Annotated in this window: 20 protein-coding genes; 11 read left to right on the top strand and 9 right to left on the bottom strand. The window is 37.3% G+C overall.

Annotated features, from left to right (window positions below; translation table 11 throughout):
• Window positions 1-117: 117 nt before the first annotated feature.
• Window positions 118-1,326 carry a serine hydrolase domain-containing protein gene (locus ABIB30_RS05555; protein WP_354300019.1) on the top strand — a complete coding sequence of 403 codons (1,209 nt, stop codon included), beginning with the start codon at window positions 118-120 and terminating at the stop codon, window positions 1,324-1,326.
• A 12-nt stretch (window positions 1,327-1,338) separates the two neighbouring features.
• Here the strand turns inward: ABIB30_RS05555 and recG are convergent, their stop codons facing one another.
• From recG to ABIB30_RS05525, 6 genes are all read right to left on the bottom strand, one after another.
• Window positions 1,339-3,444 (bottom strand): ATP-dependent DNA helicase RecG, encoded by a 2,106-nt coding sequence (recG, locus tag ABIB30_RS05550; RefSeq protein ID WP_354300017.1) that lies wholly within the window; start codon window positions 3,442-3,444, stop codon window positions 1,339-1,341.
• Between the two features lie 18 nt (window positions 3,445-3,462).
• Window positions 3,463-4,377, bottom strand: coding sequence for an EamA family transporter (locus ABIB30_RS05545; protein ID WP_354300015.1), 915 nt, complete (start codon window positions 4,375-4,377; stop codon window positions 3,463-3,465).
• Window position 4,378: 1 nt separating this feature from the next.
• Entirely contained in the window at window positions 4,379-4,759 is a 381-nt protein-coding gene (locus tag ABIB30_RS05540; protein ID WP_354300013.1) for a RidA family protein, read from the bottom strand.
• Between the two features lie 3 nt (window positions 4,760-4,762).
• Window positions 4,763-4,894, bottom strand: coding sequence for a DUF6728 family protein (locus ABIB30_RS05535; protein ID WP_354300011.1), 132 nt, complete (start codon window positions 4,892-4,894; stop codon window positions 4,763-4,765).
• Window positions 4,895-5,066: 172 nt separating this feature from the next.
• Complete coding sequence (locus ABIB30_RS05530; protein WP_354300009.1) at window positions 5,067-6,467, bottom strand: MAC/perforin domain-containing protein; 1,401 nt, start codon at window positions 6,465-6,467, stop codon at window positions 5,067-5,069.
• Between the two features lie 454 nt (window positions 6,468-6,921).
• Window positions 6,922-8,268, bottom strand: a complete 1,347-nt coding sequence (locus tag ABIB30_RS05525; RefSeq protein ID WP_354300007.1) for an OmpA family protein — start codon at window positions 8,266-8,268, stop codon at window positions 6,922-6,924.
• A 169-nt stretch (window positions 8,269-8,437) separates the two neighbouring features.
• On the opposite strand from ABIB30_RS05525, the gene ABIB30_RS05520 reads away from it, so the two are divergent.
• A complete protein-coding gene (locus ABIB30_RS05520; protein WP_354300004.1) occupies window positions 8,438-9,736 on the top strand; it encodes an aminopeptidase P family protein in 1,299 nt (432 codons plus the stop codon).
• A gap of 6 nt (window positions 9,737-9,742) precedes the next feature.
• Window positions 9,743-10,399 carry a glycosyltransferase family 32 protein gene (locus tag ABIB30_RS05515; protein WP_354300002.1) on the top strand — a complete coding sequence of 219 codons (657 nt, stop codon included), beginning with the start codon at window positions 9,743-9,745 and terminating at the stop codon, window positions 10,397-10,399.
• A 30-nt stretch (window positions 10,400-10,429) separates the two neighbouring features.
• Here ABIB30_RS05515 and meaB read toward each other — a convergent pair whose 3' ends face one another.
• Window positions 10,430-11,323 carry a methylmalonyl Co-A mutase-associated GTPase MeaB gene (gene meaB, locus ABIB30_RS05510; RefSeq protein WP_354300000.1) on the bottom strand — a complete coding sequence of 298 codons (894 nt, stop codon included), beginning with the start codon at window positions 11,321-11,323 and terminating at the stop codon, window positions 10,430-10,432.
• A gap of 95 nt (window positions 11,324-11,418) precedes the next feature.
• Between meaB and ABIB30_RS05505 the strand changes: the two genes are divergently transcribed.
• Genes ABIB30_RS05505 through ABIB30_RS05485 form a run of 5 tightly spaced genes read left to right on the top strand, consistent with a single transcriptional unit; the run spans window position 11,419 to window position 16,548 of the window.
• Window positions 11,419-12,321, top strand: a complete 903-nt coding sequence (locus tag ABIB30_RS05505; RefSeq protein WP_183866258.1) for a glycosyltransferase — start codon at window positions 11,419-11,421, stop codon at window positions 12,319-12,321.
• A 38-nt stretch (window positions 12,322-12,359) separates the two neighbouring features.
• Entirely contained in the window at window positions 12,360-14,186 is a 1,827-nt protein-coding gene (locus ABIB30_RS05500) for an ABC transporter ATP-binding protein (protein ID WP_354299997.1), read from the top strand.
• Between the two features lie 9 nt (window positions 14,187-14,195).
• Window positions 14,196-14,981 carry a glycosyltransferase family 2 protein gene (locus tag ABIB30_RS05495; RefSeq protein WP_354299995.1) on the top strand — a complete coding sequence of 262 codons (786 nt, stop codon included), beginning with the start codon at window positions 14,196-14,198 and terminating at the stop codon, window positions 14,979-14,981.
• An 11-nt stretch (window positions 14,982-14,992) separates the two neighbouring features.
• Window positions 14,993-15,808: a glycosyltransferase family 2 protein gene (locus tag ABIB30_RS05490; protein WP_354299993.1), complete on the top strand. Its 816-nt coding sequence runs from the start codon at window positions 14,993-14,995 to the stop codon at window positions 15,806-15,808.
• 20 nt (window positions 15,809-15,828) lie between these two features.
• On the top strand, window positions 15,829-16,548 hold the full coding sequence (locus ABIB30_RS05485) for a glycosyltransferase family 2 protein (RefSeq protein WP_354299991.1): 720 nt from the start codon (window positions 15,829-15,831) through the stop codon (window positions 16,546-16,548).
• Here ABIB30_RS05485 and ABIB30_RS05480 read toward each other — a convergent pair.
• A complete protein-coding gene (locus tag ABIB30_RS05480; RefSeq protein WP_354299989.1) occupies window positions 16,535-17,404 on the bottom strand; it encodes a glycosyltransferase family 2 protein in 870 nt (289 codons plus the stop codon). The two genes, ABIB30_RS05485 and ABIB30_RS05480, sit on opposite strands and share 14 nt — an antisense overlap.
• A gap of 133 nt (window positions 17,405-17,537) precedes the next feature.
• Here ABIB30_RS05480 and ABIB30_RS05475 point away from each other — a divergent pair, with 133 nt between their 5' ends.
• Genes ABIB30_RS05475 through ABIB30_RS05465 form a run of 3 tightly spaced genes read left to right on the top strand, consistent with a single transcriptional unit; the run spans window position 17,538 to window position 20,505 of the window.
• The gene (locus ABIB30_RS05475) at window positions 17,538-18,650 is read left to right on the top strand and encodes a glycosyltransferase family 4 protein (RefSeq protein ID WP_354299987.1); all 1,113 of its coding nucleotides are present in this window, start codon (window positions 17,538-17,540) and stop codon (window positions 18,648-18,650) included.
• Window positions 18,640-19,596 (top strand): nucleotide-diphospho-sugar transferase, encoded by a 957-nt coding sequence (locus ABIB30_RS05470; protein WP_354299985.1) that lies wholly within the window; start codon window positions 18,640-18,642, stop codon window positions 19,594-19,596. Before ABIB30_RS05475 ends, ABIB30_RS05470 begins: the two co-directional genes overlap by 11 nt.
• A 51-nt stretch (window positions 19,597-19,647) precedes the next feature.
• Window positions 19,648-20,505 (top strand): alpha-1,2-fucosyltransferase, encoded by an 858-nt coding sequence (locus ABIB30_RS05465; protein WP_354299983.1) that lies wholly within the window; start codon window positions 19,648-19,650, stop codon window positions 20,503-20,505.
• Between the two features lie 95 nt (window positions 20,506-20,600).
• Here ABIB30_RS05465 and infB read toward each other — a convergent pair whose 3' ends face one another.
• Window positions 20,601-23,669, bottom strand: coding sequence for a translation initiation factor IF-2 (infB, locus tag ABIB30_RS05460; protein WP_354299980.1), 3,069 nt, complete (start codon window positions 23,667-23,669; stop codon window positions 20,601-20,603).
• Window positions 23,670-23,705: the final 36 nt, after the last annotated feature.

Genomic DNA, 23,705 nt, shown 5'->3' with positions numbered 1-23,705 from the left:
AATAAGCTTTTATCTCTATAGAAGATTGTAAAGTATATGATAATGTTTAAAACTCTTTTGCGTTTAAAGGCTTAATATTGTTTATTTTTCAGCCTTCAAAAAAGACTAATCTAATTCATGACTTACCGTACCTTTTTTCCCGTGGCTTTACTGGCCACTTTTCTCATCAGTGCCTGTTCACATGCTAACAAAAAACATCAGGATCCGAAAATCAGAACCGTAAATGATGATAAAGCTGATAGCCTCCTCATTTCATATGATCCTGCTAAAGGTGACAAATGGATCGCTAATTTTGTAGACAACCTGCACAAGAAATTTGGGTTTAACGGAAATATGCTTGTTGCCAAAGACGGTAAAATCCTCTATGAAAAAGCAATCGGATGGGCCGATTATCTTCACCGTGACAGTTTAAAGATCAATTCTGAATTTGAACTGGCCTCTATAACCAAAACATTTACAGGAGTTGCCATCATGCAGCTTGTAGAACAAGGTAAACTTAAACTAACTGATAACGTTAAACAATTCTACCCTAACTTCCCTTACGAGGACATCACTGTAAAGCTATTGCTTACACACCGCAGTGGAATGATGAACTATGTATATTTCAGCGATGGCGTATGGAAGGATAAAAAGAAACCGATGAGTAACCTCGATGTAATGAATCTCATTGCACAATATAAGCCAAACCGTTACGCTAAACCAGATACAAGATTTCATTACAATAACTCCAATTTTATGGTACTTGGTGCTATAATTGAGAAAGTAACTGGAAAAAAATACTCAGATTATATGATGGAAAATGTTTTCAAACCTGCTGGTATGAAACATACGCACGTATATTCTACCACTGCTTATTCTAAGATCCCTGTTGATGTGGTTGGCCATGACCGTACCTGGAAATACTCCGTAGTACAGAATTTCCTGGATGGACCTGTAGGTGACAAAGGGATTTACAGTACAATTCATGACCTTGTTTTATACGACAATGCCCTTAAAAAAGGCAGACTGTTAAAACAATCCAGTCTGGACTCTGCCTATACAGGTCACAATAAAGCTATCAACGGCCACTTTAACTATGGTTACGGATGGAGAATGTATGATGGAGAAAACGGCCGTAAAGTAGTTTATCATACAGGCTGGTGGCATGGTTTCCGTCACATCTATGTGCGCGACATACAAAAGAATATTGTAATTATTTTCCTGGGTAACCTGACTAACGGAAGTCTGATGCACTTAGACGACCTTTATAAACATTTGGGTGTTCCGGTTATCAGAAAAGGAGCCTATACAGGAACCGGATCTATGCCAGGTAGTGATGAAGATTAAGAAAATTCAATGCTAAGATATTTTATCCAAAGCGATCCCTCTGCTTTTTTTATCGACAAAGCGCTTCAATAAAGCATTTTCCGGTAAAGAAAGCGTAGGGTCTTGCTGAAAAATCTCAATCACTGTATTTCTGGCTTCATGTAAAATTTGCTGATCTTTCACTAAATCTGCCAGCTTTAAATCCAGTACTCCACTTTGCATGGTACCAGAAAGATCTCCCGGTCCACGCAACTCCAGATCAATCTCTGAAATTTCAAACCCATTATTGGTCATCACCATGGTTTCCAATCGCTTTCTGCCTTCTCTGCTTAGCTTTTCTCCCGACATTAAGATACAAAAAGATTGTTCTGCGCCTCTACCCACTCTGCCACGCAGCTGATGTAACTGTGATAATCCAAACCTCTCTGCATTCTCTATAATCATCACAGAAGCATTAGGAACATTTACACCAACCTCTATTACCGTTGTAGCGACCATGATTTGCGTTTGACCGTCTATAAACCGCTGCATCTCATATTGCTTGTCCTTATTAGGCATTTGCCCATGAACAATGCTGATCTGAAAATCTGGCAAAGGAAATTGATAACGCATTTGCTCTATACCTGCTTCCAGATGAAGTAAATCCAGCTTTTCACTTTCTTTGATGAGTGGATAAACTACATAAACCTGCCTGCCTTTAGCAATTTCAGTTTTCATGAAGCCAAACATCCTTAGTCGCTGCCCTTCCACCAAATGTTTAGTTTCAATGGGCTTTCTTCCCGCAGGAAGTTCATCAATCATAGAAACATCCAAATCCCCATATAAGGTCATAGCCAGTGTTCTGGGAATGGGTGTGGCAGTCATCACCAGGATATGCGGAGGAGTACTATTCTTGCGCCAAAGCTTGGCTCTCTGTTCCACTCCAAAACGATGCTGTTCATCGATAACTACTAAACCGAGATTTTTAAAAACTACTTTATCCTCAATCAGCGCATGTGTGCCAACCAGGATATCTATTTCGCCGGCCTCCAATTGTTCATGTAAAAGTATTCTTTGTTTCTTGGTCGTATTACCCGTTAAGATATCGACCTTAATCAGTCTTCCATCCAGTAAAGAGGAAATAGAATGATAATGCTGACGCGCCAGAATTTCGGTTGGAGCCATCATACAAGCCTGATAACCGTTGTCATTCGCAAGCAGCATACTCATTAAAGCCACTACTGTCTTCCCGCTTCCAACATCACCCTGCACCAATCTGTTCATCTGGATACCGCGTTGCGTGTCCAATCTGATTTCTTTGATTACCCGTTTCTGAGCACCGGTAAGTTCAAACGGCAAAATATCTTTATAAAAAGTATTCACTCTTTCCCCAACCGTACTGAACAGGTGCCCTTTGAATTTCAACTCCCTAAATTGTTTATTACTTAATAACTGCAGCTGAATAAAAAATAGTTCTTCAAACTTCAATCTTCGCTGTGCATTTTGCAAAGCAGTGGTATCTTTAGGAAAATGGATATTTAATAAGGCTTCCCGTCGGTTAACCATCCGGTACTTATCCAGAATATAAGCAGGAATTGTTTCCCTGATTTCTTGCAGACATTGTTCGATAACCAAAGCCTGCATTTTCTGGATCCCTTTACTATCCAGCGAAAATTTCTTCAGCTTTTCTGTAGAGTTGTAAACAGGCTGCAAGGTTAAATTTCCGGTCAGTGTAGCAGGTCTGGGGTAACTTTCCATTTCGGGATGAGAAATGCTGTAGGAGCCGTTGAAAACGGTCGGTTTACCAAAGGCAATATAGACCTTACCACGCATTACATTTTCATCTACCCATTTTAAACTTTGAAACCAGACCAGTTCAATAGTCCCGGTTTCATCTGTCAGTCTGGCTACAATTCTTTTCTTATGTTTTTCACCAATAGTTTCCTTGCCGGTAATGCGTCCAAGAATCTGAACATAGGGTAAATCAGCATCAAGCTCATTTATTTTATAAAAACGCGTTCTGTCAATATACCTGAAAGGATACCACCCCAGCAAGTCGGCATAAGTATATATACTTAATTCTTTCTGTAAAATTTCAGCACGCTTGGGGCCTACTCCTTTCAGAAATTCAATCGTTGTATCTAAATCAGAAGCAAACAAGTTGTTAGTAATTAGGTATTAAATATTAGATAATGTTTTAGCAGTAAATATATTCCTGATCAAGTTCCAGTTAAACAAAATTACTGAAAATAATAACAGCGCATAGGCATAAACCTGATGGACATCAATTGCCTCACCAAAGTAAAAAACGGCAATGGCGAAGGCAATGATCGGATTAATATAAATCAGAATCCCAAGTGTAGAGGAAGGGATACCAATCAGCGAATAAAGACTTAAGAACAGAGGTATAATTGTAAATACAACAGCGATAATCAGAATATGTATCCAGAACCAGCTACTCTGCGGAAACCCTTTATACTGGTAAAGGAAAAAAGGGAGCAGAATTATACAGGCTACTAAAAACTGAACAGCCAGTACATTGAGTTTATCAATTCCCTGCATTTTTCGTTGAATGACCAGGTAGCCAGCATAAAATGCTGCAATCACGACCGACCATATTACATCTCTCAATGAGCCTGTCGCTAAAAATACAACGCTAATCAGCGCAACTACTAACGAAATAAGTTTTAAGGTCGATAATTGCTCTTTAAGGATTACAAAGCCACCAAAAGCTGTCAATAATGGACATACCATATAAGCAAACGCTGCAGAAGTAAGGCTGACATTATTGACAGCATAGATAAAAGTATACCAATTGAGCGCCAGGAAAACCGTTGCACAAAGAATTTGCCACAGATAGGTAATCCGCTGCTTTTTAGTTACAGCTTTTACATAAGCAATATCCGTGTTCAGTTGCTTTCTCCTGAAAAGGAGAATCACTGTCCAGATCAAAATCAGGGAGGTAAATATACGGTAGTACAAAATCTCTTCAGACGGGAAACCTTTGATATTTCTTAAAGGAATAGCAAAGCATCCCCAAATTACAAAGGGGATGAATCCTGCCAGCAGGTAACGTACATTCGACCCCGCCAAATTATCCTTTATAAGCAATCACTGAGATTTCCACATTCACTCCTTTTGGCAATCCTTTTACAGCTACAGTTTCACGTGCAGGAAAGTCAGACTCAAAGTAAGATCCATAAACTTCATTCACTTCTGCGAAGAGCTCCATATCTGATAAAAAAATGGTTGATTTCAGGATATGTGTAAATTCAAAACCCGCTTCCAGCAATACTGCATTCAGGTTACGCATTACTTGTTCAGTTTCATCTTTAATAGAAGACTGTGTAAGCTCTCCTGTTGCAGGGTTGATTGGGATTTGTCCGGATACGTATAGAAATCCATTAGCTAATACAGCCTGGCTATATGGGCCTATCGGAGCTGGTGCATTCGAGGTATTGATAATTGTCTTCATTATTTATATCCAGTGTAAAAGTTTCAGGGTAATTCCAATGATAAAAATTGAGATAGCAAGCGCATTAATGACATGCATGATTTTGATGTCAATACTAGTTGGCCTGTTCGGATCTTTTTTTCTAAAAAAGTACATAACACAAATGTATAAAATAATGCGCCATTCGAGTAAAGTCTTCAAATGAAATAACTACATAAAAGAGAAGTTCCAACTAAGATCTTAAAAAGATAAACTAAATTAAAAAGGCTTAAAAAAGCGATAATATATCACTTTTTTAAGCCTTTTTAATTTATCAATGAACTGTTAATTAACGCGGAAAAGCGTAGAAACTAACTCCAAATTTAGCCCAGCCTGGGAATTGGCTTGTAATATTAGGTTCTGAAGTTGTATAATGATTCTTGCCACCGGCATTATAATATACATATATTGGAACTGTACCAGGAACTTGTGTTGGGTAAGCATAAAAAATAGTTCCATAAAACTGCCAATCATTGAAGCCATTCACCGAGCTTCTGTCAGCTGTAACAAAGTGGTCAAAACTTGGGTTATTATAAAATAAGTAAACAGGAACTGTTCCTTCTACCTGGCTTGTAAACGCTTTAAAATCTACACCCAAAAGTCCCCATCCGCCAGTATTACCATTTGTAGCATTTATATCTGGTGAAGCGTAATGATTACCGCCATCTTTACCGTTGTAAAACTGATAAATCGGATCAGCAGAAGCCTTAACCTTATTATCAGATAAATACTTATCAACATATTGATGAACAGCAGCCTTTTTACCCGGATCAGAGATTAGTTCATAAATTGCGATCAGACCATCTGGACTAATATCTATTAATTCTGCATTTTCAACTTTAGAACTACTCTGCCAATTCGCTACACTAACTTTCGGAGGGGTATTTTGATCCAGAGAAACTGTTGTAGGCATAAGGCTTATTGAAGGGTCTCCTCCATACGTCCTGTAATGTAACTTCTGAGAAGAGTTTCCTGACGTAGAGGCCTGATCGTATCCAAGTCCGGTATTTATACTAAATAATTTTCCAATACCTACATCCATACCAGCTGCTGCCGCGACTGTCCTATCCGATTTAGAAGTTTGTGCTTGATATAATACTTCAAGTTTAGCCCCTAAAATAATATCTGAAAGCACATGAGTACCATATTTACGAACAATATACTCCGCAGAATTATTTTGAATATCCGCAGTAAATTCAGGAGTAATGTAATTTTTTAAAAGATCGATAGTTGAATTAAATTTAACCCTTTTTTCCTGAATCACTAAATTGTAGCTTCCATATACATATTTTGAAGAGAAAGCACTTGCATCAGAATAGGATGCTGATACAGATCCTTTGAAAAAGAGAAAGCCTGTAGTTGCCTTAAGATTAGCGGATACCTTTCTAGAATAGCTCTCCACATTTTCGCTGGTAATTAATTGATTATCCTGCTTCTTTGATAAGTCAGTCTCAACGCGATTAGGAGCCTCGGCTTTTAGTCGTGCAACATCTATAATTTTATAGGTAGCAGCACTTGAATTACCATATTCGCCGGTTACGTTATACCCATAACCTAATACATCAAACAAGCCATCTGCTGCAGAGAAGGTTTTACGTTTATCAGTCCCATTTTGTGATTGGGAAATTTCATTTTGTTTCTTACATGACCAAAGCGAGCATACGGCAAGCAGGACTAGAAGTTTTTTCATACAACTTGATTATCTTAAAATGTAATAAATGTTTAATTATTGCAAATGTAATATTATATTCAAGAATATAATTAGCAATTAAATGAAATCTACACATCAAATCTGTTAATTATTCAAACAACAAGCTCATAATTAAACATTAAATTATAATAATAAAAGAAAAATGACATTAAATAATCGGTAAATCACTAATAATCAAACAAATAATAAATAATAAAAAAATCAAAAATCAACAACAAAAATGAATTAAATTAAATCACTAAAAGTTGAATTCATGTAATAAAAACGAATAAATATGAAAATAAAGAAATCAATAAGAGAATGAAGGCAATTACCCTGAGGGCTACAAGCCCTACCAGAAACAGAGAAGATATTCCTGAACGATATCAAAATCCAGCGCATAAAAAAAGGGCTCTGATAAATCAGAACCCTTTTCTATGTTGTTTAAGAAATACTAGTTTCTTGAAGTTTCAACACGACGGTTTTGGATACGACCTTCTTCAGTATCGTTAGAAGCGATTGGATTTGCTTCACCTAAACCTTTTGTAGCAACTTTGCTAGCACTAACTCCAGAGTTAACTAAGTAAGTTTTTACTGAGTTTGCTCTGTCTTTAGATAATTTCAAGTTGTAAGCAGCAGTACCTTCGCTAGAAGCATAACCTTTTACTAAGGCTTTACCATTGCTTTCTTTCAATACAGAAGATAATTTATCTAAAGTAGGGTAAGATTCAGTTTTTAAAACTGAAGAATTGAATTCAAATTGGATAGTTTCGAAACCAGTTGCGTTAGAAGCATTAACTACTGTAGGTGCTGCTGCAACAGGAAGTGGACATCCTGAACCATCAACTGCAGTACCAGCAGGAGTTCCTGGGCATTTGTCGAATTGATCAGAAACACCGTCTCCATCGCTATCTTTTTTCAAATCTTCAACAGATTTTTCAACGTTAGAAACACGAGTTTTAAGTGCTTCAACTTCTTGACGTAATGAAGGGTCTTTTAACTCATCATACATAATTGCAAGAGGGTTAACCCAGTCAAGGTTTGGTTTAGCTTTAGAACCTAATGAGAATTCTAATCCAGCATAACCGTATGAGAATTTATCTTTAGTTGTTCCTTTAGCGTAAACTCCGTCAAAGTTATCACCGTCAATGAAGTGCATAGTGTAACCTAAGTTAAACGCAACACGGTCAGAAACTTTGAATTTCACACCAGCACCAACTGGGATGTAAGCTTCTTTAACGTATTTTTTATCACGGCTATCACCAGCTTTGTCTTTCCAGTCAGTAACTGCACCACCTACTGAAGTTACTTTAGGAGCATAAGCAACTAAACCGTAACCAACAGTAACGAAGAAGTTAACTGAGTTTTCGCGACGTAAGAAATCTACAGTAGCAACATTAACAACACCTCTAATGTCAGCTGCATAACCGATTTGAGTTTCAAATCCAGTAACACCACTTGCTTGACCACCTGGTAAGTCTTTGTTTGTACCAGAAACTTTTCCGCGGAAAATGTTACCTTCTAAACCGAAAGCATGACCTAATTGTTTTTTCAATGAAACACCGTAACCTAAGTTAACGTCTGCATTTTTGAAGTCATTTGATCCACCAATCGCAACGAATGGAGATAAAACACCAGCATTAACACCAATTGACCAAGTTCTGTACTGGCCTCTTCCGCCAAACACTTTAGCTGAAGATGAAGTGGAAGTAGAATCAGTTTGAGCTGAAGCAAGAGTAGTAACACCCATTACAGCAACAAAAGAAACTGCTAAACCCTTCTTTAAAGTAGAATAATTCATAATTTTTCTTTTTTAAGGTTAAACAAATTTAAAAATGTATAATTTTTTTGTGTAGCAAAATTAAACAAATTTTTAATTCTCACAAGGTATATACAAACTCCGTTCCAATTTTAACAAATTTTAGGAATTCGATATATTTCCCTTTATTTGTCTACAGATAAAGCTGAATATGAAATATCAGAACATAGAAAACAAACTCTTTGTTAAACACAGAACAAACTTCAATAAACACCTAAAAAACAACTCATTAGCCATATTTAATTCTAATGATGAGTTCCCAAGAAGTGGTGATCAGAATTTTCCTTTCAAACAAAATTGTGACTTGTTTTATCTTACTGGAATAGACCAGGAGAACACCGTTTTATTGCTTTACCCTGATTGTCCTAATCCATTATATCGGGAAGTCCTTTTTTTAAGACAGACAAATGAGCATATTAAAGTGTGGGAAGGGCATAAATATACTAAAGCAATGGCAGAAAATGCTTCTGGTATAAAAAACATATACTGGATAGCCGAATTTGATAATATTCTTCACAGTATTATATCTTATGCAGACCATATTTATCTGAATACGAATGAGAATGATAATAAAGCACATACCGTAGCTTACCGCGACATCCGTTTTATCGGAGAGATGAAAGCTAAATATCCATTACATCATTACGAAAGGTCAGCGTCAATTATGCGTCAGTTGAGGGAAACAAAATCTGAAGGAGAAATTCAGTTGGTTCAAAAAGCATGCGACATAACCAGAGACGCTTTTATACGGGTTCTTAAATTTACTAAGCCAGAGGTAACTGAATATGAAATCGAAGCAGAAATCATACATGAATTTATCCGTCAGCAAGCTACCGGGCATGCCTACCCGCCAATTATTGCATCCGGCAACAACGCAAACATCCTTCACTATGGCGACAATAATCAAATCTGTAAAGATAACGAACTGATCCTGATGGATTTTGGCGCAGAATACTCAAACTATAATGCAGACTTATCCCGCACTATTCCTGTAAACGGCAGATTTACACCAAGACAAAAAAGCGTCTACAAAGCTGTGCAGCATGTACTGCAGGAATCCATAAAACTAATGAAGCCCGGTATTTCGGGAAGTGACTATAATCAACAGACAGGTGAGCTCATGACTGAGCAGCTGATCAAGCTGAAACTCATCACGATGGAGGAGGTGAAGAATCAAAATTCAGGATATCCGGCTTACAAAAAATACTTTATGCATGGCATCAGCCATCACCTTGGTCTTGATGTTCATGACTTTGCCAACCGCTACACCTCTTTCCAGCAGGGAAACCTCCTGACTTGTGAACCTGGAATCTACATCCCGGCAGAAGGGTTTGGTATCAGATTGGAAAACAATATATGGCTTACCGCCGATGGGAACATCGACTTAATGGCCAATACCCCAATGGAAGCTGAAGAAATAGAGGAAATTATGAACAGCTCAACCTTATAAGAAAACATGTCAATACCAAAAATAATACACCAGACCTTCAAAACGTCTAAACTGCCGTTATTAACCCAGTGGCATATTGCACGGTTCAGAAAGAAAAATCCTGACTATGCCTATGAATTTTATGACGATCAGCGCATTGAAGCTTTTCTGGCTCAGGAATATGGAGCAGAAGTGCTATCCCTTTATAAAAAAATAAATATAGGAGCAGCCAAAGCAGACTTCTTCCGCTATGCAGTCCTTTATAAGAAGGGTGGAATCTACGTAGATATTGACAGTGGCATTAACGGAAGTCTGGATCAATTCATTATGCCTGATGATGCTGCGATCATTACTAAAGAAGGAAACCCTGATTTATTTGCACAATGGGCGCTAATTTACAGCCCTGAACATCCATTCCTGAAAAAGACAATGGAGCTGGTTCTTGAAAATATCCGTCAAAACAAATATCCGCACGATGTCCACCAGATGACAGGGCCTACTGTTTATACTAAGGCTATTCTTGAAGCTTTAAAAGACAATCCTGAAATCCCGCACCGCATATTGGGTACAGATTATAATGGCTATTTAAAAGTAAAATATAAGCTGGGAAAATTTTTCTTATATGAAAAAGGCGATCATTGGAAAAAAAAACAACTCACTACTCCTGTACTCAAACAGGAATAATTTGCAATTATTTCAGGAGTAATTCTGCAGTTATTTAAGGTATGCTCCAACAAACCTGTAAAGATTAAAATCTTTCTGCTCTAGAACTTCAGCAATTTTCTGTTGAAGTTCAGCTTTCAGCACATCATGCATTCTGTCATTCTGTATTAATTTGAATGCTTTTTCAGTATACAAGAATAGTTTTTTCTCATTCTTTCGGATTTCCATTCCCGTAAGCCAGGCTAATAATTCATCAACGCCGGTCTTTTTATCAGCAACCGTTTTAAATACGGGCACGATATGAACACGTTGATGCAACATCTTCTTCAGCTGATTTGCAAAACTGTCTGCTCCTTCCCGGTCTGCTTTATTCACGACAAAAGCATCTCCTATTTCCATCAATCCTGATTTAATATGCTGAATTTCATCACCAGCCTCAGGAACTAAAATGACCATAGTTATATCTGCCAAACCTGCAATTTCAATCTCCGACTGACCAACACCAACCGTTTCTACAATAATATAATCAAAACCTGCTGCCCTTAAAACATCAGTCATCTCAATAATCTTTGCAGAAAGCCCTCCTACAGAGCCCCGTGTTGCTACAGAACGGATAAAAACGTTTGGTTTATTAAAATGTGCTGACATCCGCACCCTGTCTCCTAATAATGAACCCAGATTAAAAGGAGAAGTAGGATCCACAGCCAGTACTGCAATTTTTTTATTCTGATCACTAAGGCTGTCAATCATTGCATTGACCAAAGTACTTTTACCGGCCCCGGGAGGACCAGTGATACCAATGACCGGGGTCTTTTGATTAATGACGAGCTCCTTTAGTATTTCACTGCTGCCTGGAAGAGAATTTTCAATAAGTGTCAGCACCCTTGCTAAAGACAAATAATCACCTTCTTGTATGGCCGACAAATATTGCGCTATGGTTTTCATTGGCAAAAACTTAATCTATCTTTGCCTGCAAAGAACCAGAATATATATTCTTTAGCAAAATAAATAATTAGTAATTCTTTATCAAAGCGATCAAAATGAAAGTAAGCGGCTTCACTTATATGCGAAATAGTTTCAAATACGGATACCCTGTAATTGAGTCTATAAAATCTATACTCCCTTTGTGCGATGAATTTATAGCTGTGGTAGGTAAATCGGAAGACGGAACACGCGAGGCCATCGAAGCTATTGGCTCAGACAAGATCAGGATCATAGATACCGTTTGGGATGATGATTTAATCAAAGGAGGTAAAGTATTCGCCCAGCAATCCAATATCGGCCTGAAAGCAGTAACTGGTGACTGGGCATTTCATATTCAATCTGACGAAGTGTTTCATGAAGATGACCTGGCTGAAATAAAAAAGGCCATGGAAGATAACCTCCATGATAAAAAAGTAGAGGGGTTTTTATTCAATTTTCTTCATTTCATAGGAGATTACAAACATAGAGGTACAACCAGAAAATGGCACCGCAGAGAAATCAGGATTATCAGAAATGATCCTTCTTATTATTCTTATAAAGATTCACAAGGATTCAGAAGTTATCCTTCATTAGCTGATTACGAGAAAAACACGAACAGCAGAAAGTTAAAGGTTAAATTGCTGAATGCCCGTATATTTCATTACTCTTATTGCCGTAACCCGGATTTATTACTGGGAAAAGTAAAGAGTTTTGGAAGTTATTATGCGCCAAAAGAACACGTTCTGGAACACTACAAAAAATTCAAGACCTTCGATTTCGGAACTGTTGCAGATATCCTGGCACCTTTCGAAGAGCCGCATCCGGCGACGATGAAAGACACGATTGCAGCACAAGACTGGACTTTCAAACACAACCCCAATAAGATAGACTTATCCCCACGGAGAATGTTTCTGCACCGGATTGAAATGCTAACTGGATGGCGTATTGGTGAATATAAAAACTACATCATCATTAAATAGCTCGTAAATCCGTAACTTTGAAAAATTTTTAGATTTTAATGAAGACCTATTTTAGATTACTCGCCTTTGCAAAGCCGATAGAAAAATACGCTATTCCTTATGCATTGGTAACTATACTTGCCATATTTTTCAATACGCTCCTTTTTACGATGCTGGGCCCATTATTGGAAACACTTTTTTCTTCGAAGACCGCGAGTGCCGGCCCTACGCTATTGGAAAAAGCATCTGCATTTGATTTCATCGGACATATTAACGCCTATATCAATTATACTATTGAGAACTATGGCAAACTATACACACTTAAAATTGTCTGCGGAGCCATCGTAATCTGTGTATTTTTAGCGAATCTTTTTCGCTATCTCTCACAGCGCTTCATGGAAGACCTGAGAGTACATACCTTATTAAATCTTCGGAAATCAGTTTTTAACAATGTGATGGATCTTCACCTGGGTTATTTCAGTAATGAAAAAAAAGGCGATATCATTTCTAAAGTTGCCTCAGATGTACAGGTTGTACAAGGTACAGTAACCAATACTTTACAAGTCGTATTTAAAGAACCAGTTCAGCTTATTTTTTATATCGTTGTATTGTTATCAATCTCTCTGAAACTTACTTTATTTTCTCTTCTGGTTATCCCGGTTTCTGGTTTTATTATCAGTAAAATTGTCAAAAGATTAAAACAGCAGGCCAGAGAATCCCACGAAAGTTTTGCCAGAATGATTGGTTTTCTGGATGAAGCGCTTGGTGGGATCAGAATCATCAAAGCATTTAATGCAACAACCCGGATCAAAGATAAATTTCATAACGAAAACCTTCTGTATTCAGATTTAAACAGGAAAATGGCACGCAGACAGCAGCTGGCCTCACCAGTTTCACAAACGCTGGGCGTATTAGTTGTTGTTTTTATTGTTCTTTACGGAGGAAGTATGATCCTTCAGAACCAGGGAGACCTTACCCCTTCAAAATTCCTGGTTTACATTGCTACTTTTTCACAGGTTATGCAACCTGTAAAAGCATTGTCCGATTCATTCAGCTCCATTCACTCAGGACTGGCAGCTGGTGTACGGGTATTAGATCTGATCGATACTAAACCTGAATTGACAGATGCCGAAAATGCGATACAACTTCAGGATTTCAAAGAAACTATCCGTTTTGAAAATGTGTCTTTCAATTATGGTGAAAAACAGGTGTTAAGCGATGTAAATTTTACGATCAAAAAAGGTCAGAATATTGCACTTGTAGGCCCATCAGGAGGTGGAAAGAGTACAATGATTGATTTGATTCCAAGATTCTACGATCCAAAATCAGGAAGTATTTATTTCGATGACATTAATTTAAAAGATGTTGCACTGAATAGCCTGAGAAAGCAGATGGGAACTGTCAATCAGGAGTCCATATTATTCAACGAGACTATCTTCAATAACATTGCTTTTGGTAAGCCAGAAGCAACCAGAGACGAAGTTATTGCGGCAGCGAAAATCGCCAATGCCCATGATTTTATTCTGAATACAGAGAACGGTTATGAAACCAGTATCGGAGACAGAGGAAATAAATTATCAGGAGGACAGAAACAACGTATTTGTATTGCCAGAGCTGTATTAGCAAATCCGCCGATTATGCTCCTTGATGAGGCTACGTCAGCATTGGATACGGAATCAGAAAGACTGGTGCAGGATGCCCTGAACAGATTGATGGAAAACAGGACGTCTATTATAATCGCGCACAGGTTAAGTACAATTCAGCATGCGGACATGATACTTGTGGTTGATAACGGTAAAATTGTCGAATCTGGGAACCATTCTGCTTTACTCAATCAGAATGGTCTTTACAGAAGATTAATAGATATGCAGACTTTTGCAGATTAATCATTTTATATGCTTATAACGTCCCTTATAGTAGCTACATACAATTGGCCGGAAGCACTTAATTTATGCTTATTAAGTATTAAAAATCAAAAGGTGCTTCCCGCTGAAGTTATCATTGCAGATGACGGATCAGGACAGGATACTAAATTATTAATTGAAAAATTCCAGCGTAATTTTCCAGTTCCTTTAATTCATATCTGGCACGAAGACTCAGGATTCCGAAAATCTATCAGCTTAAATACTGCCATTAAAAACGCTAAAGGGAATTATATTGTTCAGATAGATGGAGATGTTATCCTGGATAAGAGTTTTATCAAAGATCATCAATCACTTGCTGAAACAGATGTTTTTGTGAGGGGTACACGCGCTCATATTACTCAAAAAATGCTGCCTGAGATTTATAGCGCCGAAAAGATCAGTTTTAATTTCTTGTCCAAAGGGATAATTAACCGCTTTAATGCAATTCGTTTACCCTTGCTGGCATTTTTATTTGAAAAGAAAATAAAAAATTCAAATAGTGTAAGAGGAAGTAACATGGCTTATTGGAAATCAGATTTTTTGCTGACCAACGGATATAATAACGAACTTAAAGGCTGGGGACACGAGGATGAGGAGCTTGCTGCCAGATTTATCAATAATGGAAAATTGAAGAAAGCAGTTAAATTCAAGGCTATTCAATTTCATTTGTCACATCGAGAAAGCCCGAGAACAAACGAACCAATACATGCACAAGTAGTACAAGATACGCTCCAAAAAAAAATAAAAGTTTGTGATAATGGTATTACACAACTCTAAGTCAATCAAATATGAATGATCCAGTATTTCCAGGTATTTCATTAATCGTTTCTACCTATAACTGGACTGAAGCTTTAAACCTATGCTTGATCAGCATTAGTAAACAACGCATATTACCTGATGAAGTTATTATTGCAGATGATGGCTCTGCTGAGGAAACTAAAAACCTCATCACAAGGCATCAGAAAAACTTTCCAATCCCTTTAATTCATGTCTGGCAGCAGGATGATGGTTTTCAGCTCTCAAAAATCAGAAATAAAGCAATAGTTAAAGCTTCCAAACCCTATATCGTGCAGATTGACGGAGACCTCATCCTTGAAAAGGACTTTATTAGTGATCATATGAAATTCGCAAACCCCGGAAGCTTTGTTTCCGGTACGCGTGTCAATATGTCTTCTGCGTTATCAGCGAAATTAATCAAGGAAACTAATATTAAAGTTTCCGTTTTCTCAAAAGGAATAACCAATTTTTCGAATGGAATAAAGTTGTCCTTTCTTACCGATTTCCTTGCCACCAGGTATAAAGCAGGTAATATTACTTATGTACGGGGCTGTAACATGGCTTTCTGGAAAACGGACTTATTGAAGGTGAACGGATATAATGAAGCTATAGTAGGGTGGGGAAGAGAAGACAGTGAACTTGCTATCAGGCTTATAAATGCTGGTATAAAGAAAAGGATTATTAAATTTGCTGCGATTACTTTTCATATTTATCATCCTGAGATAGCCAGGACTCATTTATTAGTGAATGACGAAATTCTTAATCGTACTTTAAAAGATGCGATAAAAAACTGTGAACTGGGTATTTCACAATACCATCAAGATTAATATCAAAAAATAAGTTTTTCATGGACAAAGTATCTATTGTTATCGTCACCTATAATGCAGTCCGGGATTTGCAAAACTGCCTGGACAGTATTAAAAAACAAACATATACTCCATTGGAGGTTATTGTAGTTGATGGATTAAGCCAGGACGGAACAGTAGATATTCTGAAAAAAAATAGTGATATAATAACGAAATGGATCAGTGAAAAGGATAATGGAATATATGATGCTATGAATAAGGCATTAAAAATGGTGACTGGAGATTGGGTTTATTTTTTAGGCGCCGACGATCTCCTCTTAACCGATTTCTCCCGCATGTTAAATGGCCTTCAAGAAAAAAACGCCATATACTATGGAAGTGTACTGAAGGGCAAAGAAAAATATTTAGGCTACCTGAGCCCATATAACCAAGCCAAAATAGGGATCTGTCACCAATCTATGATCTACCCTAAAAGGGTTTTTGATAAATATCATTTCGACGAAAGATACCGCATCTCAGCAGACCATCATCTCAATATGAAATGCTGGGCTGACCCAGATTTCAAAATTCAGTTTGCCGATTTTGTAATTGCTGATTTCAACGAAACAGGTATATCTTCTTTATCAAAGGACGAACTCTTTGAGAAAGAAAAAAGTGGTCTGATGCTTAAGTATTTTGGCTTCTCTATCTGGTCAAGATTTTTGTTCAGAGAATTAAAATGGTGGTTATTTAATAGAGCTAACAGGTCTATTTCCAGCTAAATCTGTAAGTTCCATCAGGGTTATAAACTATTTTTGGAGGCATAGCCATAACTTTCATAATAATTTTACTTTTTAATTTAAATAGGGGAACAAGCTTTGCGAAAAATTTTATAAAACGCATAAACTGAAAATAAGCTCTTGTATTTCCTATACTTAGCTCCCGTTGAATAACAGTACTGAGTTCCACTATATATTCTTCCCTTTGATCTTTACTCTTTTGAATTCCACTTCTGAAACGGAATCCGGAAAGCAAAAGTTCTGTTGAATAAAGTTGATCATGTCTGAAGAACCTTAACCATAACTCAGCGTCACTAGCAAGAGAAAGATTTGTGTCTATATAAGCACCCGATTTCTCCCATAAACTACGTCTCCAGAAAACAGATTCCTGTTGAATATATTCGCCATCCTGATCGTACATTTTCCACTTTGACCACCTTTCATTAAACATATTAGTGCCATAAATAAACTCCCTGCCCTGCTCATCATAAAAGGTATTTTTTCCCATGATCCAGTTGATATCCGGAAAATCTTTAAAAAGCTCTGCTATAGTCATTAAGGATCTTCTATGATGCATATCATCAGAATTTATCCAACACATAATTTCACCCGTTGACCGCGCAAATCCTTTCTGCAAAGCATGATATAAACCATTATCTTTTTCGCTTACCCAATAAGTTAAAAGGTGCTCATATTTTTTTATAATCTCTACCGAATGATCCGTACTACCACCATCAATAACAATATATTCCAGATTAGGATACCCCTGATTCAAAATCGAAGTTATGGTATGCTCCAGATATGCTCCCTGGTTAAAAGATGGTGTTATTACAGTTATTTTAGGGTATTTCTCTAACATAATTTCAAATGAAACAGCTATATTCCTTTAGTTAAAGGATTGATTGATTAACTTTGGTAAAGTTAGCAATTTATCACCATAGAACATTCATTGTTAAATCAATGGAACTATAAGCACTCTTTACAATTTATACATGCCGAAACAATCCAAAATAATATACGAACCACAGATGTTTGATCTGCAAAACTATGGTGGTATATCAAGATATTTTGCCAATTTGATTGAAGGTGTTAACAAAACAAAAGAATTTAAAGCAGAACTTCCTCTTGTCTATTCGACTAATTATTATGTACGCAATTTTCCACATTTATTAGTGAGCTGGATTGCTAAAATTATTCTTAAAAAAAAACGTAAAAGAAATAACTGGAATCTCTCTTATGCAAATCACAAGATCAGCAAGAATAATTTCGGGCTTCTGCATGCAACTTATTACAATCCATACTTTTTAGAAAATTTAAAAAAGCCATTGGTAATAACAGTTCATGACATGATTCATGAAAACTTTTCTCATTTATTTAAAGACGTTGAAGAAACAATCAATCAGAAAAAAATTATGATTGAATCAGCTGACCTTATCATAGCTATCTCAATGTACACCAGGCAAGAAATCTTACGTCACTACCCACACCTGGCTGATAAAATAAAGGTTGTTTATCATGGTCTTCCTGAAAACATATTAACAGCGGCAAATGAAATTTTACCTAAACGGTTCTTGCTCTATGTTGGAGACAGGTTTGCACAGTATAAAAATTTTGAACCTTTAATCAATGCCATTTCTCCAATTATAACCCATGAAAAAGAGCTGTATCTCATCTGCGCCGGTGGTGGGGAATTTAACAATGATGAAATAGAACTCTTTAGAAAAAATGGCATTTTAGAATATGTCAAACAAACAGATGCAACTGACTCTCAGCTAATACAATTTTATCAGGATGCCTTAATGTTCTTGTATCCTTCACTTGAAGAAGGTTTTGGGTTACCTATTTTAGAGGCTTTCAAAAACGGTTGCGCAATTGCTTGTAGTAACAGCTCTTGTTTGCCGGAAATCGGTGGTGATGCAGTAAGCTATTTTGATCCAAAGGATATAAATTCAATCCACCAAACGGTCTTCATGTTAATTAATGATGCTGCATTAAGATTGCAGCTCATCAATAATGGCCATGAGCGGATTAAAGACTTTACTTTTCAGAAGTGTCTTGATCAGACAATAGATTGTTATAAACTATTAATAAAAGATGAATACTAATACCAGTAATTTAACTAACCATCAAACTAAATCCGCAGTATTGTTTCTTATATTCAATAGACCCGATACTACAATAAGAGTTTTTAATAAAATCAGGAAGGCACAACCTCCACGATTATATATTGCTGCAGATGGACCCCGCCCTGATCGTAAAAATGAAACGAAATTGTGCCAGGAAGCAATTTTTATAGTTCAGCAAATTGATTGGGAGTGTGAAATTAAAACACTCTTTCGTCGTAGCAATTTGGGTTGTAAAAATGCTATTTCATCCGCATTGGACTGGTTTTTTGAACATGAAGAGGAAGGTATTATTTTAGAAGACGATTGTCTGCCGGCACAAAGTTTTTTTTATTACTGCGATACCTTGCTTGAGAAGTATCGGTTTGATACACGCATAAGACATATCGCAGGCTGTAATAATGGATTAGGAAAAAAATGGGGTGATACAACTATATACTTTGCAAACCAGACGCATGTCTGGGGCTGGGCCAGCTGGAGAAGAGTCTGGAAAGATTACGATAAAGATCTTAAAATATATTATGAAGATGAAGTAGGTGCCCAGCTACGTACCATTTTTAATAACTCTTTTGTTGAAGAGATTTGGAAAAACATTTTTAAAAGGGTTAAAGCCGGTGAAATAGATACCTGGGATTATCAACTTGCATTTCTTAATTACTTTAATGGGGGGCTTTCTGTTAACCCTAATGTAAACCTCATTTCCAATATAGGTTTCAGGAAAGATGCAACCCATACAATAGATTTAAACAGTGTTTATTCTAATCTTCCGTTAGAAGAAATTACTGAAATAACGTACCCGAAGTATATCTTACCCGAAAAACAAGCAGATTATTCAGTCCTTAATCGCGATTACAAAATTGACGAACAGATAAAAAGACATAATCTATTAAGAAGGCGCTTCAAAAGGTGGCTAAGGGGCCTATTTTAACTTGATTACTATGAAAATTTAATGATCTGCATTATTTAACAAAACATCATCATGAAAATTATTCGTTTTTTAGGCGGATTAGGTAACCAAATGTTTCAATATGCCTGTTATAAAGCATTGGACAGGAAATTTCCAGATGTTAAAGCTGATTTAAATAGTTTTAATTTCGATACCGCACACAATGGCTACGAACTAGAAGATATTTTCCAATTAACCATAAATAAAGTCTCTCCCTTTACAGGTGGTATTTACGATATAAAAAATAGAAAATGGATTTATCGAAAGATAAGAAGAGTTCTTAACTTAAAAAAGTATCATAAAGCCGAAGAAAAAGACTTCACATTTGATCCTGCAATTTTCTCTGATTCTAAATCAAGGTATTATTCAGGCTTCTGGCAAAATGAAAATTACTTTATTGATATTGCTGATGAGATAAGAAAAGATTTTAAATTCAGTGCATTAACAGCTCAACAAAATATTGATATACTAGAAAAAATAGAACAAGCAAACAGTGTTGGAGTACATGTTAGGAGAGGCGATTATGTTAATCATCCTGCATTTGGAGGACTTTGTGAAAAAGAATATTATGATCAGGCCATACAAATCATACAATCCAAAACAGATGCTGCAAAATTCTTCATATTCTCTAATGACATTGATTGGTGCGTTAATAACCTAAATATTAAGAATTGTGAATTTATTTCATGGAATACAGGTACACAGAGTTACATTGACATGCAATTAATGAGTGCATGCAAGCATAATATCATTGCAAACAGCAGTTTTAGCTGGTGGGCAGCATGGCTTAATAACAATCCGGAAAAGATCGTTATAGGCCCTAAAAAATGGCTCCATGGAGATCAATACGATACCTCTGCACTGTTGCCGGCAGGTTGGATAAAAATATAGGCACTAAGCCCAAACCTCTGTTCATAAAAAGGCCCTGTTAAAAATCTTTTACAAGATTCATTAACAGGGCCTTTTGGCATGTGTTATTTATAAACTTATAACTTTCTTTTTACTTCTACTTGTTCGTAAGCTTCAACGATATCACCAACTTCAATGTTATTAAAGTTCTGTATGTTCAGACCACATTCGTAACCTCTTGCTACTTCTTTCACATCATCTTTATAACGTTTCAGTGAAGCCAGCTCACCAGTGTAAACAACCACACCATCTCTTACAATACGAATCTTACTGTTACGGGTAATCGTTCCATCCAATACCATACAACCAGCAATCGTTCCCACTTTCGTGATTTTGAATGTATCTCTGATCTCAACGTTTGCAGTAATTTTCTCCTGGAATTCAGGAGCAAGCATACCTTCCATCGCAGCTTTGATCTCATTGATCGCATCATAGATGATTGAGTACAAACGAATATCGATTTGCTCAGCTTCAGCAAGCTTTCTTGCACCTGAAGAAGGACGAACCTGGAAACCGATGATAATCGCATCAGAAGCCGAAGCTAACAATACATCAGATTCTGAAATCTGACCTACCGCTTTACTGATAATATTAATCTGAATCTCTTCAGTAGATAGTTTCAGTAATGAATCGGCTAATGCCTCAATCGAACCATCCACGTCACCTTTAACAATAAGGTTAAGTTCTTTAAAGTTACCAATCGCTAAACGACGGCCAATCTCATCCAGTGTAATATGTTTCTGAGTTCTCAAGCCCTGCTCACGCATTAATTGTAAACGTTTGTTTGCAATCTCTCTCGCTTCAGACTCATTCTCTACAGCATTGAACTTATCACCTGCTGTAGGTGCGCCCTGCATACCCAATACCTGTACCGGTACTGAAGGTCCAGCTTGTTCTACTTTTTGCCCACGTTCGTTAAATAACGCTTTCACACGACCACTATAGCTACCCGCTAAAATCGGATCACCTACTTTTAAAGTACCAGCCTGAACCAGTACAGTAGTTACAATACCACGTCCTTTATCTAAGGTCGCTTCAATTACACTACCAGTAGCGCGTTTATTAGGATTAGCTGTTAGTTCTAACAATTCAGCTTCCAATAATACTTTATCTAATAAAAGATCAACATTTAAGCCGCTTTTACCTGAGATTTCCTGAGACTGGAATTTACCACCCCAATCCTCAACTAAGATATTCATGATCGATAACTGCTCACGAATCTTATCAGAGTTTGCTCCCGGCTTATCAATTTTTGTGAAGGCGAATACCAAAGGAACCCCAGCTGCCTGAGCATGGGCAATTGCTTCTTTAGTCTGAGGCATCACTGCATCATCCGCTGCAACAACAATAATTGCAATATCCGCTACTTTCGCACCACGTGCACGCATCGCTGTAAAGGCTTCGTGACCCGGTGTATCTAAGAAGGTTACCTTTTTACCGGTTGGTGTAGTTACCATATAAGCACCAATGTGCTGTGTAATACCACCTGCTTCACCAGCTACAACATTCGCTTTACGGATATAATCCAGTAAAGAGGTCTTACCATGATCGACGTGACCCATGATCGTAACTACCGGTGCTCTTGGTACTAAATCTTCAGGATTATCTGATTCTTCAATAATACTATCGCCTTCATCATCTGGTTTAACGAATTGGATTTCGTAACCAAACTCATCTGCAACGATCGTTAATGTTTCTGCATCTAAACGCTGATTGATCGAAACGAACATACCAAGACTCATACAAGTACCAATAATTTTGGTAACCGGTACATCCATCATGCTCGCTAATTCGTTTGCCGTAACAAATTCTGTTACTTTCAACACTTTAGACTGTAGTTCCTGCTCCATTGCAGCTTCTTCCGCAGAAAGAGCCACATCATCACGTTTACCACGACGCAGTTTTGCACGTTGTGCAAATTTACCAGATTTACCAGCTCCGCTTAAACGTGCAAGCGTTGCTTTAATCTGATCTTGTATTTCTTTTTCCGTAGGTTCTTCTTTAGAGCCTCCAGGTCCGCCTGGTTTGCTGTTTCTAAAGTTTGGCCTGTTGGCAGTATTGTTTGTATTGTTCCTGAAATCAGGTCTGTTGGTAAAAGTTGGCACGCCTGCAGGTTTTGCAGGTGTAGCAGGATTGTTTCCTCCTTGCTGACCAGGCGCTGAAGGATTACCTCCCGACGACTGATTCTGTCCAGGTGCACCCGGAGCCTTTTTACGCTTGCGTTTCCTTTTCGCATCATTACTGTCCGCCGAAGAAGCGACAGGTTGCGATTTACGTTCAGGTGTTGTCGGCAAGACAATTTTACCAATAATATTTGGTCCGGAAAGTTTTACAGAACGGGCTTTGATAACCTCAACTTCGTCAGGTTTATCCGCTTTCGGTGCAACAACTTCTTTAACCGGCTCTGCTTTAACAACAGGTGATTCCACAGGTTTTGGTTTTTCTTCTTTAACTTCTTCTTCCACAGCTTTAACTACTTCAGGTTTAATTTCAACAGGTTTAGCCTCAATAGGTTTTTCTACTGGCTTAACTTCCTCCTGAACTACCTTAGGTGCCTCCGGGATAATCGCTGCTGGTGCAGGTGTTTCAACGGGAGCAGCCGGTACAACCGGAGCTTCAGCTTTCACAACTTCAGCAGCTGGAAGTTCTTCTTTTTTTGCAGGGCGGGTCTTAGCGTTTAAATCGTCAAGATTAATTTTCCCTACAATTTTAACACCTTTTAATGTGCCTTCTTCAACCTTTTCAGTTTCCTTTTCCACTGCCGCTTCTTTTTCAGGAGCAGGGGCAGGAGTTACTTCTTCCTTAGGTTTCTCAACTGTAGGAGGAGCATAGGAATGAAGGTTTTTGATTAAAATACCCTCGCTTTCGAATTCAACATTTTTTCTAGGTGCATCCGTAACTTTCTCAGTTACTTCAGGCTCATCACGACGAATTTTACCTATAACAATTTGATTGGCTTCTTCTTTTACGATTTTATCTCCCTGAAACTCTTTCAATAATGCATTATACATATCGCGGGAGAGTTTAGTAGTGGGTTTATTCTCAACAGAAAAGCCTTTCTTTTCTAAAAACTCAACGGCCGTAGCTATCCCTACGTTAAGTTCCTTAACTGCTTTGAATAAAATTATTGGTTTGTCGTCTGACATTGATATCCTATTTTTTCTTAATTCTTATACAAAAGT

The sequence above is a fragment of the Pedobacter sp. UYP1 genome, from assembly GCF_040547305.1.
Lineage (GTDB): Bacteria > Bacteroidota > Bacteroidia > Sphingobacteriales > Sphingobacteriaceae > Pedobacter.
Note: the sequence above shows the minus strand (reverse complement) of the source record. Positions and strands in the feature narration are given on the sequence as shown.

Excerpts from the sequence above, each read along its gene's own strand:
- ABIB30_RS05465 (WP_354299983.1), top strand. The coding sequence starts at position 19,648 with ATGAAAATTATTCGTTTTTTAGGCGGATTAGGTAACCAAATGTTTCAA.
- ABIB30_RS05500 (WP_354299997.1), top strand. The coding sequence starts at position 12,360 with ATGAAGACCTATTTTAGATTACTCGCCTTTGCAAAGCCGATAGAAAAA.
- infB (WP_354299980.1), bottom strand. The coding sequence starts at position 23,669 with ATGTCAGACGACAAACCAATAATTTTATTCAAAGCAGTTAAGGAACTT.
- meaB (WP_354300000.1), bottom strand. The coding sequence starts at position 11,323 with ATGAAAACCATAGCGCAATATTTGTCGGCCATACAAGAAGGTGATTAT.
- ABIB30_RS05540 (WP_354300013.1), bottom strand. The coding sequence starts at position 4,759 with ATGAAGACAATTATCAATACCTCGAATGCACCAGCTCCGATAGGCCCA.
- ABIB30_RS05470 (WP_354299985.1), top strand. The coding sequence starts at position 18,640 with ATGAATACTAATACCAGTAATTTAACTAACCATCAAACTAAATCCGCA.
- ABIB30_RS05530 (WP_354300009.1), bottom strand. The coding sequence starts at position 6,467 with ATGAAAAAACTTCTAGTCCTGCTTGCCGTATGCTCGCTTTGGTCATGT.
- ABIB30_RS05515 (WP_354300002.1), top strand. The coding sequence starts at position 9,743 with ATGTCAATACCAAAAATAATACACCAGACCTTCAAAACGTCTAAACTG.
- ABIB30_RS05505 (WP_183866258.1), top strand. The coding sequence starts at position 11,419 with ATGAAAGTAAGCGGCTTCACTTATATGCGAAATAGTTTCAAATACGGA.
- ABIB30_RS05535 (WP_354300011.1), bottom strand. The coding sequence starts at position 4,894 with ATGTACTTTTTTAGAAAAAAAGATCCGAACAGGCCAACTAGTATTGAC.
- ABIB30_RS05490 (WP_354299993.1), top strand. The coding sequence starts at position 14,993 with ATGAATGATCCAGTATTTCCAGGTATTTCATTAATCGTTTCTACCTAT.
- ABIB30_RS05520 (WP_354300004.1), top strand. The coding sequence starts at position 8,438 with ATGAAATATCAGAACATAGAAAACAAACTCTTTGTTAAACACAGAACA.
- ABIB30_RS05555 (WP_354300019.1), top strand. The coding sequence starts at position 118 with ATGACTTACCGTACCTTTTTTCCCGTGGCTTTACTGGCCACTTTTCTC.
- ABIB30_RS05495 (WP_354299995.1), top strand. The coding sequence starts at position 14,196 with ATGCTTATAACGTCCCTTATAGTAGCTACATACAATTGGCCGGAAGCA.
- ABIB30_RS05485 (WP_354299991.1), top strand. The coding sequence starts at position 15,829 with ATGGACAAAGTATCTATTGTTATCGTCACCTATAATGCAGTCCGGGAT.
- ABIB30_RS05475 (WP_354299987.1), top strand. The coding sequence starts at position 17,538 with ATGCCGAAACAATCCAAAATAATATACGAACCACAGATGTTTGATCTG.
- ABIB30_RS05480 (WP_354299989.1), bottom strand. The coding sequence starts at position 17,404 with ATGTTAGAGAAATACCCTAAAATAACTGTAATAACACCATCTTTTAAC.
- ABIB30_RS05525 (WP_354300007.1), bottom strand. The coding sequence starts at position 8,268 with ATGAATTATTCTACTTTAAAGAAGGGTTTAGCAGTTTCTTTTGTTGCT.